The organism is Scytonema millei VB511283 (genome assembly GCF_000817735.3).
Taxonomy (GTDB): Bacteria; Cyanobacteriota; Cyanobacteriia; order Cyanobacteriales; family Chroococcidiopsidaceae; genus Chroococcidiopsis; species Chroococcidiopsis millei_B.
This window is the reverse complement of record NZ_JTJC03000012.1, coordinates 17,421-29,488: the sequence shown is the minus strand read 5'-3', so window position 1 is coordinate 29,488 and position 12,068 is coordinate 17,421. Positions and strand designations below refer to the sequence as shown.

General features: G+C 48.0%; 8 protein-coding genes. 4 read left to right on the top strand and 4 right to left on the bottom strand.

The window, feature by feature from the left end; all coding sequences use genetic code 11:
* Positions 1–7: 7 nt before the first annotated feature.
* Positions 8–1,375 (bottom strand): efflux RND transporter periplasmic adaptor subunit, encoded by a 1,368-nt coding sequence (locus QH73_RS24965; protein ID WP_052289815.1) that lies wholly within the window; start codon positions 1,373–1,375, stop codon positions 8–10.
* 365 nt (positions 1,376–1,740) lie between these two features.
* Here QH73_RS24965 and QH73_RS24960 point away from each other — a divergent pair, with 365 nt between their 5' ends.
* Both QH73_RS24960 and ribBA read left to right on the top strand, forming a co-directional pair.
* Positions 1,741–2,562: a hypothetical protein gene (locus tag QH73_RS24960; RefSeq protein WP_052289816.1), complete on the top strand. Its 822-nt coding sequence runs from the start codon at positions 1,741–1,743 to the stop codon at positions 2,560–2,562.
* A 146-nt stretch (positions 2,563–2,708) separates the two neighbouring features.
* Entirely contained in the window at positions 2,709–4,385 is a 1,677-nt protein-coding gene (ribBA, locus tag QH73_RS24955) for a bifunctional 3,4-dihydroxy-2-butanone-4-phosphate synthase/GTP cyclohydrolase II (RefSeq protein WP_039713882.1), read from the top strand.
* Positions 4,386–4,400: 15 nt separating this feature from the next.
* Here ribBA and QH73_RS24950 read toward each other — a convergent pair whose 3' ends face one another.
* Entirely contained in the window at positions 4,401–4,607 is a 207-nt protein-coding gene (locus QH73_RS24950; RefSeq protein WP_132867533.1) for a hypothetical protein, read from the bottom strand.
* On the bottom strand, positions 4,567–6,573 hold the full coding sequence (locus QH73_RS24945) for a sensor histidine kinase (RefSeq protein ID WP_052289817.1): 2,007 nt from the start codon (positions 6,571–6,573) through the stop codon (positions 4,567–4,569). The genes QH73_RS24950 and QH73_RS24945 overlap by 41 nt, the downstream gene beginning before the upstream one ends.
* Positions 6,574–6,954: 381 nt before the next feature.
* Between QH73_RS24945 and QH73_RS24940 the strand changes: the two genes are divergently transcribed.
* Complete coding sequence (locus QH73_RS24940; RefSeq protein ID WP_039713883.1) at positions 6,955–9,201, top strand: hybrid sensor histidine kinase/response regulator; 2,247 nt, start codon at positions 6,955–6,957, stop codon at positions 9,199–9,201.
* A gap of 178 nt (positions 9,202–9,379) precedes the next feature.
* Here QH73_RS24940 and QH73_RS24930 read toward each other — a convergent pair whose 3' ends face one another.
* Complete coding sequence (locus QH73_RS24930; protein WP_039713884.1) at positions 9,380–10,762, bottom strand: LCP family protein; 1,383 nt, start codon at positions 10,760–10,762, stop codon at positions 9,380–9,382.
* A gap of 119 nt (positions 10,763–10,881) precedes the next feature.
* On the opposite strand from QH73_RS24930, the gene QH73_RS24925 reads away from it, so the two are divergent.
* Positions 10,882–11,943 carry a mannose-1-phosphate guanylyltransferase gene (locus QH73_RS24925; protein WP_039713885.1) on the top strand — a complete coding sequence of 354 codons (1,062 nt, stop codon included), beginning with the start codon at positions 10,882–10,884 and terminating at the stop codon, positions 11,941–11,943.
* Positions 11,944–12,068: the final 125 nt, after the last annotated feature.

Below are 12,068 nucleotides of genomic sequence, written 5' to 3'. Positions count from 1 at the left end.
GACTATCTCAAATTGCATCGAGATGAGCAATTATCTCTCTTTTGATTCTGATACCCCGTCCGCTTGCGGCGGGGTAGTTCATTCCATCCCCACCCCGTACAACGATCGCTTGTCCTTGTCTCAGTTGCGGGTTGGCGATCGCCATTTTTTCGCCCATGTCTGCCACGAGTTCGACTTCTAGTTGTCTGGCTTTCCCGTCAGCAATGGTAAATACTAGCCAGCGATTTTCGCGCCGAGTCAATGTATCGCGGGGAACGACAAAACTAGGAGTATTGCTAGGTAACTGTAACTGCGCCTGTACTGCCATTCCTGGCAAGAGGTTAGCAGGGGGATTTGATAGTCTCACCCGCACTCGCTGCCGTCGAGAAGCCGTGTCGGCAGATGGTACGATGCCCGTTAAAGTCGCGCGATCGCGCCAGTTGGGTAGCGCTCTCGCAGTTAACTCGACGGGCATACCCGCTCTGACGCTGCCGCTGAGTGATTCTGGCACTTCTAGAAATACGTCTAACTGACTACCATTAACCTTAGTGGCAATCTCGTCACCGCTTTCTACTAAATCGCCACTGCTGACTTGCCGTGTTTGGATGACACCGCTCGATACTGCTCTGATGCGCGTGCGTTGCACGGCTAATTCTGCTTGGTTTAATGCAGATTCGGCGGCGGCTACATTAGCTCGTTGCGCGTCAATTTCTTCGCGAGTAGGACCGGCGGTGGCTTCCGCTAGTTCTGCTTGAGCTTGCATTCGTTCCCCTCTGACAGCATTCGTCCGCGATTCTGCTTCGACTAATTCCCGGCGCGAGAGTGCGCCAGTATTAACTAGACTTCTGGTTCGTTCTGAATTGTCTTGAGCTTCTTGCTCTCGCGCTTGAGCTGCTCGGACTTCGGCTTGCCTTTGGGCGATAATTTCCTGCCGCGTACCGACTTCTAAGCGTGCCAATTCGCTCCGAGCTTGAGCCAGTCTCGCTCTCGCTTCGGCTACGGCTAAACGCTGATCTGTATCGTCAAGGATGGCTACAACCATACCAGGGGTGATGCGATCGCCTGGTTGGACTAACACTTGTTGCACGACTCCCGATGTTCTGGTGCGGACGGTAGCGCTCTCGCTTGCCTCGACTTGCCCTAACATACTGGTGCTTCGAGTTGCCGTACCTGAAGTTAAGGCGATCGTCTCTATGGGACGAGGTGGTTGCGGTTTTGCTGCCGCTGGTGCAGTGGCTTGGCTGGCGGGAGTTAATCCTCGCCCCAGTCCAACTCCTCCAGCTCCGACTAGGAGCATGAGTAGCAGCCACCACCGTTTCTGAGAGCGGGGTGACGGCGGCGGAGTCGGCAACTCTTCTCGGTTTGAAACGGAAACTTGGGAATCAGAGGTTGGCACGATCGATACTCCTATCTCAAGAGTTAACGCTTAATTATTAGTTGTTAGTGCTTATAACGCTGTTTTTGTCAAGCTGTGATTTTTTACTATCTATGCGGCATGGCAAAGGTTGGTCAGTAGCATGAAGTTTGATGGATAAATGTGACATCAATATGACACGATTATTAAATTTTGCTTAAATTCAATTGGCAAGATTGAATTACGTAAGTATCGCGAAATAATTTATACTGCCAGTAGTTAAATTACATAGAGTTTGCTTTCACTACTACCAGTAACGGAACCATCGGTACTGGTGTGCTGTCAGCAAGAAAAATTGCTCTAGGTAGGCAAGCTAGTCTTTTGAAACTGACGTGAGGAGAATTTTCGTGCCAAAACTAAAACTTGCTCAAAAAATTGCGCGAACTGTCGTGCCGATCGCACCTTTAGTTTTTACTCTAGCAGCGACTCCAACTATTGCTGCCACTTTTGCTAGCTCTGAATCTACAGTTACAATCGATAAATTTAGTCATAATCCCTTCGATAGCGAGGTAATTACTGATACTTTTACGAATACTTTTGCCACAGATGGAAACGTGAATGCTACTACAGATGCAGTCGCCAGCTTTGTGACGGAACCACCATCTGCTTTCAACTCCTCATTTAGTAGTGCCGATGGTACTGGTAACAACTACTCTGGAACGGCAGACAGTTTTGCTGGAGTTTTAGGTAACTTTAGCGTCAATAGTGGCGAAACTTTTTCTTTTAATTTTGATGCCGATTTAAATTTAACAACATCCATAGACAATCCGCAAACTGAAAACGCGATCGCTGACGGTACGGTTTCTTTTGCCCTATATGATACTAGTAATGTAGATAGTTGGACGCTTCTAGACTCATTTACAATTTCAGGAAACGTGACTTCTGGAGGTAACGATTTTCTCAATTTTAATTCCAGTGATGGAAGTCAATTAAATCTGAGTAATATTAGTTTGACGACAAATTTTGGCGGCGATCGCGAATCTGCATTAGCTTCAACTGAAGGTTTCTTTTCTCGTACTTTCGATCGCGTGACAAACTTAACCTTAGTAGAAGTCAAGGAAAATCGCTCTACTGTTGCCGTACCAGAACCCTCAATTGTTGTTGGTACAGTTTTAGGTATCTTCGCTTTAGGTTATCGAGCTTGGAGTCGGCGAGTAACGGTGAAATAATCAGATAAGAGACGTTAGTAGGGACACACAGATGTGCGCCCCTACAAATCGTGGATCTCATTCTTGAAAATGGTTAGATCTCCTTTCATCCCTATTCAACTAAAGCGGCTAAAATCAGAGATAGACTCTGTTTGTGATGTATTTTTGTGCAGCCTCAGAACGCTTCTAATCAATCTTTTGTGTTTGACTCGATCGATGCCGCTCTCGCCGATCTCAAAGCTGGACGCTCCATTGTTGTCGTAGACGACGAAAATCGCGAGAATGAGGGCGATCTCATTTGTGCCGCTCAGTTTGCAACCCCAGACACGATCAATTTCATGGCAGTGGAGGCGCGGGGATTAATCTGTTTGGCAATGACGGGCGATCGCCTGGACGAACTCGATCTACCATTGATGGTGACTAATAACACCGACAGCAATCAAACTGCGTTTACGGTAAGTATCGATGCTGCGACACATCTAGGCGTGACAACGGGTATTTCTGCCGAAGATCGCGCCCGCACGATTCAAGTTGCGATCAACCCCGCCACGAAACCCTCAGATCTACGCCGTCCCGGTCATATCTTTCCCATCCGCGCCAGGACTGGTGGAGTCCTCAAACGTGCCGGACATACAGAAGCAGCGATCGATCTAGCGCAATTAGCAGGGCTGTATCCAGCGGGGGTGATCTGTGAAATCCAAAACCCCGATGGTTCAATGGCACGGTTGAATCAGTTGATGGAATACGCCAAACATCACCAACTGAAAATTATTAGTATTGCCGATCTGATTAGCTATCGCTTGCAAAACGAGCGATTTGTAACTCGCGAGACCATTGCTCAATTACCGACTTCCTTCGGTGAATTTCAGATCTATGCTTATCGCAACAGCGTAGATAACTCCGAACACGTAGCAATTGTCAAAGGCGATCCGGCTCAATTTCGCGATCGCCCCGTGATGGTGCGGATGCATTCGGAATGTCTCACGGGCGATGCTTTGGGTTCGTTACGCTGCGACTGTCGGATGCAATTACAAGCAGCTTTGAAAACGATCGAACACGCAGGTGCAGGAGTTGTCGTTTACCTACGTCAAGAAGGTAGAGGCATAGGTTTGATCAATAAACTGAAAGCGTATTCCCTACAAGACATGGGACTGGACACTGTAGAAGCCAACGAACGCCTTGGCTTTCCTGCCGACTTGCGCAACTACGGGGTAGGAGCGCAAATTCTCAACGATTTGGGCGTGAAACAAATTCGGTTAATTACCAACAATCCCCGCAAAATTGCTGGATTGAAGGGATACGGTTTAGAAGTCGTCGATCGCGTGCCGTTGCTGATTGAAGCCAACGATTACAACTCTAACTACCTTGCCACCAAAGCCAGCAAGCTAGGGCATATGCTCTTACAAACATACTTAGTTGCTGTGGCAATTCACTGGCAAGAAGAATCTTTATCCGTCACGCAACGTTACGAGCGGTTAGAAAAGCTACGGCACATAGTCAGGACACATGATTTGTTATTGCAGGAAGAGGCGCGACCTTTAGCAGTAGCACTGTTCGGTCAACCTTCCCTAACATTTCACGTTGGCTTAGATCAACCCGAACTAGCTGCACCAGACTGGTATCAACAACCAAATCATCCCTATTTAAAAGCGATCGCTCAAATTCTCGATAGCATATCGACCTTACCCTACGTCCAGCGACTAGAATTCCTCGTTGCTCCCGGTCACGATCCGCTTACGGGTCTGCAAGTCCAACTAAACCGACACAACATTGGTACTGACATCCCACCTTCTGCCATCTTCGACCAATTAGAAACCCAGAAGATTTATTGTTTTGGGTGTTAAGTCAGTTATCAGTTATCAGTTATCAGTTATCAAGAAGTGGTGCGTGGTGTGGGAGGTGTGGGGTGTGGGATGTGGGTGGGGTGTGGGGTGTGGGGTGTAGGGTGTGGGGATTTTGGATATTGAATTGATTTTCCCCTCTGCTCCTAGTCTCCTCTGCTCCTCAGCTCTCTTCCCCTGCTCCCTACTCCCTGCTCCCTGCTCCCTCAAAAAGAGGTAATTCAATCCAAAAGCGGCTTCCTTGCCCTAGTTGCGATTCTACGCCGACGCAGCCGCCCATGCGTTCGATGCTTTTACGCACGATCGCTAAGCCGATGCCCGTACCTGGATAAGTTTCAATTCCGTGCAGGCGCTCGAAAATGCGGAAGATCCGTTCGCGATCGCTCGGTGCAATACCGATGCCGTTATCGATAATCCACAGACGCGCCCACTGCTGTTGGTGGTATTGGATGAGCTGGTATTTTATTTCAACCTGCGGGCGGCTTTCTGGTTTGATAAACTTGAGGGCATTACTGAGCAAATTGGCGACCGCTTGGGTTAAGGTCTGGCTATGTGCTAAAACGGTCGGGAGAGGTGTTGTGACTGTAATTTCTGCCTGCTTTTCCTGCAAGTCTGTTTCTAATTGTTTGCGGGCAGATGCAATCGTTGTCATCAATGCGACGGGTTGTAAGGTAATTTTCGTGCGCGTCAGCTGGCTGTAGGCTAGTAACTCGGCAATCAGTCGATCCATCTGCGCTGCGTCTGCGGTAATTGATTCAAGGTATTCTTTACCCAAGTCATCAAGGCGATCGCCATAGTCTTCTTGCAATGCTCGGGCAAATCCTCGGATCGTCCTTAGTGGTGCGCGTAAATCGTGGGAAACTGAATAAGCAAAAGCTTCTAATTCTCGATTAATCTCTTGAAGTTGTGCCGTGCGATCGCTCACTTTTTGTTCTAAGGTGGCATTGAGTTGCTGGATTTCGGCGGCGGCGCGTTGGCGTTTGGTTAACTGAATTTGCAATTGTTCGTTACTAATATTGAGTTGTTGCTGTTGCTCGAATAAAGTGCGGATGAGATGCTTTAACGAGCGAGATAGTCGCCCGATTTCATCGCTGCTGGTCATTAAAGGTAGGTCTGTATTTGTGTTCCCTTGACGCAGACGATCCGCCGCCGTCGCGATCGCGAGTAAGGGATAGGTGAGGCGACGCATGATAAACCATCCAGCAATGGCAAATAATATCCCTAATGTCAGATCTTGAGTAAAAATCTGGCGTTGTAAAGCCCGCACGGGTGCAAGTGCGAGATCGGCTTGTTGCCGCACCACGATTGTCCAACCGAGTCCGGGGTAATTTCGATATCCCGTACTACGGGCAAAACCCGTGAGATAGAGATCGCCGTCCGACCATGTTTCGAGCGTGTAGCCGTTGCCTTGCCGCTGCAATGTTTGTAGATTAGGTAGTGAAGGAATTCGTTCTTGCAGTTCGATGGGCGCAAGTAGCACTTTGCCAGAGGCACTGAAGATGAAAACTTCCACCTGCGATCGATTTTGTAGCGGTTCCAGTAAAGAGTCCCGAATTTCTTTTGCCCACGTCCAACTGAGATGAGCGCCTAGCACGCCTGTATACTTACCCGCCGAGTCAGTCACGGGAGCCGAGATGTCGATAAATCGTAGGGGTTCGTTGGCTGGATTTGGCAGCAGCTTGGCTAAGAGTATAGCTTCGTGAACGTCGCCAACCGCTGCTTGAGTGCGGGCGTTTTGAAACCAAGGTCGTTGAGCAACGCTGAGATTTTCTAACAGCTTACCCGTACTGACGAGAACCTTACCTGTGGCATCTGCCAAACCAATCCAGCTATAAGTGGGATAAGTGCTTTGTAACCTGTCGAGCAGCGATCGCTTTTGGGATAAAGGAGAGTTGGGATTGCTGAGTAAATCTAGCTCGGTCAGGTTTTGGATCTCGCGATATCGCTCGAACATGCCGCGATCGAGTTTGTCAGATACTTGGTATGCTAACTGCTCTAATGCAATGCCAGCGTCAGTTTTGACGCGATCGCTCGCCGTAGCACTGACCGTAATACTCGCGATGACTGCCATGACTAACGCAATACTACATATTGTTAGGCCCAGCCGCGCCCTCAAGCTTTGACGCGGATCGAGGCGCTTAGCTACGCGATCGAACAATTTTTCTGAAGCCAAAATTTGATGAAATGCCATCGGCGTGTTTTCTAGTCCAAACTATTTTGGCAAATGATTTTGGAGCGATACAGGTCGATTTTCGCTCTCTTGCCGCGTTGCATCCTAAAATTGGATTGCAATAGTAGTCAAATGAGACATTGCTGCTTTTTTTAGTTAATTTTCAGCTTTTTACTAATAAGTCGGTGTTCTTGTTTTCTGACGAGATAACGCCAGCGGAATTATAAAAATATCAATGCCGATTGCTGAACTTCGTACATTTTGTTGTGTACAATCAATAGTTAAAACTTTCGTAACAGCGTCACTGAAATTGATATCTCTTTAACAAAATTTGTTTAACAAAATTTGAATAATCTCATATTACTAAAAATACTGAAATTTTAAACAATATTTAAACATCGAATGTTACGTATTCTGTTGATAGACGATAACCCTAGCGATCGCAAGCTCGAAAGTCGCGAACTTCAACGCGAGTTTGCCGAAATAGAAATTCAAACGGCGATTGATGCGGCTGAGTTTGAACGCACTTTAGCAGCAGGTGGGTTCGATCTCGTCATCACAGATCACCAACTGCATTGGAGCGATGGACTGGCTGTTTTAGATGCTGTAAAAGCCAAGTATCCCGATTGTCCGGTAATTATGTTTACCGATAGCGGCACGGAAGAAATTGCCGTTGCTGCCATGAAGCGGGGAGCAACAGATTACGTCCGTAAGGGAAAATCCTATCGCCTCGCGATCGCCGTGCGCGAAGCTCTAGAAAAGCAAAACCTGCGGCAGGAACGCGCCAAAGCGATCGAACAAATGCAGCTTTCGGAAGCAAATTTACGATTTGCGCTCGAAGCGGCTGATATTACTGCCTATACTTGGAACCTGCAAACAAAAGAAGTTCGCCGTTTGGATAATGCAGGTAATTTGTCGGGACTGGGCAGCGGCGAAATTGTGGGATCGTTCGAGCAAGTCTTGGATCTCGTTTATCCCGACGATCGAGAACTATTTCAAGCTGGGATTCAAACTGCCTTCAAAACGGGAACTTATAGCTGCGAATTTCGCATTCTCAAACCAGATGGAGCGATCGCATGGGTTTTAGATAAAGGGCGAACGATTTACGATCGCTCGGGCAACCCAATAGGATTGTTTGGTATTGCCTTGGATATTACGCAACGCAAACAACTCGAACAAGAGCAAGCGCGACTATTTGAGTTAGAACAAGTTGCCCGTAACGCTGCTGAAACCGCCAACCGAATTAAGGACGAGTTTTTGGCAATGCTTTCGCATGAATTGCGATCGCCACTGAATGCAATTTTAGGTTGGGCGACAATTCTCGAATCGGGACGACGAGATGAAACGACGCTACAGCGAGCAATTAGTACGATTTTGCGCAACGCTCAGGTACAAACTCAATTGATTGAAGATCTACTCGACGTGTCTCGCATCGTGCAGGGTAAATTAAAGCTACAGTTTATTCCACTCAATTTAGCTACCCCACTTCAAGCCGCGATCGAAACAGTTGAGTTGAGCGCTCAAGCCAAATCGATCGATTTGCAGATCTTCCTCGATCGCGATCTAGGATTAGTTTATGGCGATCCCAATCGGTTACAACAAGTTGTCTGGAATTTACTCACAAATGCGATTAAGTTCACACCATATGGTGGGCGGATTGAAGTGCGCTTGTCACTTGAACAAAGAAGCCAGCAATTAGTAGCAAAAAATCGAGAAGCGTCTTCCGACTCCCTAGTACGGGCGCACAGCAGTGCGCCCCTACCAACTCCCGAATCCCTCTCTTATGCTCAAATTACAGTTAGTGACACTGGTAAAGGTATTGAGACTGAGTTTTTACCTCATGTATTCGAGTTATTTCGGCAAGCTGATGCTTCGACTACCCGCAACTACAAGGGGCTAGGACTTGGCTTGGCGATCGTCCGCTATCTGGTGGAAATGCACGGCGGTTCAGTAGCCGTCGAGAGTCTGGGAGAAGGGCAGGGAGCCACGTTTACAGTATTATTGCCTTTGATGGAGAGTCGGGAGTCGGGAGTCGGTAGGGGCGCACAGCAGTGCGCCCGTACTAGGGAGTCGGGAAAGACAGTGGTGCGTGGTGTGGGAAGTGTAGGAGGACACTCGAAGAATTTGCTCCCTCAGCCCCCTCAGCTTTCTTTCTCTCCCTCAGCTCCCTCAGCTCCCTCAGCTCCCTCAGCTTTCTTTTCTCCCTCACTCCTCGCTCCTCACTCCTCACTCCTGACTACTCCATCACCGCTCAACAACCTGCGCGTGTTGGTTGTTGATGACGAACCAGATAGCTGTGAGGTGATTGCAGTGATTTTGCAAACGAGCGGTGCAAAGACGTATACTGCTGGCTCAGTACAAGCAGCTTTGCAAGCCCTAGAAGCTTTCCAGCCAGATTTGCTAGTCAGTGACATAGGAATGCCTGGAGAAGATGGATATGCGTTGATCCGCCAGCTCAGAACTAAAACAACAGCACAACGGCAGATTCCGGCGATCGCGATGACAGGATTTGCCAGACTTGAGGATCGGACTCAAGCGATCGCGGCAGGCTTTCAACGTCATTTACCTAAACCCATCGATCCAGACACGCTGATTGCTGTAGTTACAGATCTGATACAAGAGACAGGTAGGATATCTGAGAGTTGGTAGTTGGTAGTTGGTAGTTGGTAGTTGGTAGTTGGTAGTTGGTAGTTGGTAGTTGGTAGTTGCGTTATGTGTGTTGCGGTGCGGTGCAAGATCGAAAGTGGCGAGTGGCAAGAGGCAAATTTTGACTTTTGACTTTTGACTTTTGACTTTTGACTTTTGACTTTTGACTTTTGACATGTTCTCACTGCCAGTCTGTACCAATACGGATTGTGAGCGAAGAACCTAAATCGCCGATCGCGGCGGCTTCAATATTGCCGACACCTAAGATTTGCTGAATTTTAGTTGCTGCTTCGGTATCGCCTTTTTGAGCGATGATATTAGTCTGACGTTGAATATCCGACCAATCGGAGACGGCATAGACGTTTGTAAAACCTCTGTGCTTGAGGTATTGGACGACTTTTTGACTCAATTTAGGTCTGCCCGAAGCATTTTGCACGGCAATTTTTAGGCTTGTCAGCGGTTTGGGTTTGGGTGCAGCCCCAATCGTAGAAGTACCGAAGTACTGACTCATAATCTGGTCTTGACCTGAAGTATAGAGCCAATAGCTGCTGGGGTCTTGACTGTAAGGGCTGAGATCTCCTGGTAATAGGAGCATTTGCCAGTGTTCCGGCTTCATTTGGACGCTAAAATGCACGATCGCCCTCAGCTCTTCTGGACTGAGATTGGTTTCCACCGCAGTTTGCATAATTTTGGTAATTTCAGGCAGTTGGGGTAGTATTGCTGGACTGGTAAGGCGATCGCGCAAAGCTGCAATTAACATCTGCTGGCGCTGGATGCGATCGAGATCTCCCTGGTTTGAGACGCGAAAACGAGCAAACTGTTCTGCTTGTTCCCCACTTAAAGTTTGCCAACCTTGTTCTAGATCGATCTGCAACCGTTGCGTTCGGTCTTGGTATGCCATGCGTTGAGGGACAAATACCTCAATCCCTCCGATCCGATCCACCAATTGCCGTAAAGCGTCTGTATTGATGCTGAGATAGCGATCGATCGGGACATTATTTAACGTGCGGCTGACAACCCGCGCTGTTAAAGGTGCGCCTCCCAAGGCATAAGCGCGAGAAATTTTATCTAGACCGATCTTGGGTAAGACAACTTGACTATCTTTAGGAATTGAAAGTACCCTGATGGCTGGGCGATTGGGGTTGAAGCGGACTAACAGCATCGTATCGCTAGTTCCAGTTGCCGACGCAGATTTAGGCTTATACCCGATGGTGCTAGGAGGAGGTTCGATACCCAGAACGAGAATATTTACCGGACGGGAGAGATTGTAGGGCAAGCCATTGCGGAGGAAAGTACTACGCGGTTGCGGAGAGTCTCTAGATAGCAAGTCAGAAGAAGTGCGACTGCCCCAAATTGGTAATAGCAGCGCCACCATTGCCCCTAGCAAGATCGACAAATTAACCACGCCAATCCAAAATAGGAGACGGTTTCTTGTCATCTGAAACCACAACCAACGGCGAAAAGACAAGAAATTGTGGCGAGTGACAGACAGCGATCGCCTTACCTCTACTTCTTGCAGTTGTCGTTTCAACCGTCGATCGACTCGTTTTAGTACACCAATCACAGCAACTTATTCCCCCAAGCCAAACCCTACAGAAATAGTAATCCAATAAGCTACGATTGCCTTTAGCAAAAGCAAAGTAAACTCGAAAGCAGATTTAACAATTTTTGACGCAAACGCTTATGAATGGTTCTCTCATCCCCGTGATTTTGGCTGGAGGTAAAGGCGAACGTTTTTGGCCCCTCAGCCGTAGGCATCGCCCGAAGCAGTTTTTAAGTTTAGATGGTAGCGGTAAAAGTCTACTGCAAGCGACAGCCGATCGCCTTTTACCCTTAGCAGGGAATTGGGAAAATCTCTGGGTGGTGACATCAAGCCAACTCGCCGAGGGAGTAGCAGCACAACTCCCCCAGATGCCAGCCCAGAACATTTTGGCAGAACCAGAGGGACGAGATACAGCCCCAGCTGTGGCTTGGAGTACGCTGGAAATAGCGCAACGCTACGGGGAAGATGCTGTCATCGGTTTTTTCCCAGCCGATCCTTGGATTGGAGATTTGCCAGGATTTCAACACACTTTACAAGCTGCTGCCCAATTAGCTGCCACCACAGATGCGATCGCTACCCTGGGAGTTAAGCCCAGCTATCCGGCGACTGGCTACGGTTATATCGAGCAAGGCGATCGGACTGGAATTTATGGTAACCTACCCGTCTATCGTGTCAACCGCTTTACCGAAAAACCAGACCTACGTACAGCCGAAGAATTTCTCACTACAGGACGATTTTGCTGGAATAGCGGCATGTTTATCTTTCGAGCTGGGGTGGTACTCAAAGAACTGCATACCCATGCTCCAGACATCCTCATCCCCCTCAAACAGCAAGGTAGAGCAGCTTACTCGCAGTTGCCCAAAATTAGCATTGACTATGCCTTGATGGAGAAAACCAAACTCGCCTACGTGCTACCAGCCGATTTTGGTTGGGACGATTTAGGCGACTGGAATGCGATCGCCCGTTTGCTCCAAGGAGAAACTCCCAACGTTGAAGTCGGTCATCATGTCGGACTAGATACCGCAGGAACTTTAATTTATGCTGAGAATGACGAAGACGTAGTTGTCACTATTGGCTTAGAAGATGTCGTCGTCGTGCGCGATCGTAACGTCACCCTCATCGTCAAAAAAGACCGCACCCAAGAAATCAAACAAGTCTTGAAATTATTGCAAGATAATCCTAAATTTAGTCATTTATTGTAAAAAGGTCATTGGTGATTGGTGATTGGTGATTGGTGATTGGTCAGTTCTTCATGCACTAGCCACTAGTCACTAGTCACTGATAACTGATAACTGACAACTGACCACTCCCCTTGTGGCAGATGAGT

Bases quoted from the DNA above. Each gene is read 5' to 3' on its own strand.
- QH73_RS24945 (WP_052289817.1), bottom strand. From the start codon at position 6,573: ATGGCATTTCATCAAATTTTGGCTTCAGAAAAATTGTTCGATCGCGTA.
- QH73_RS24925 (WP_039713885.1), top strand. From the start codon at position 10,882: ATGAATGGTTCTCTCATCCCCGTGATTTTGGCTGGAGGTAAAGGCGAA.
- QH73_RS24940 (WP_039713883.1), top strand. From the start codon at position 6,955: ATGTTACGTATTCTGTTGATAGACGATAACCCTAGCGATCGCAAGCTC.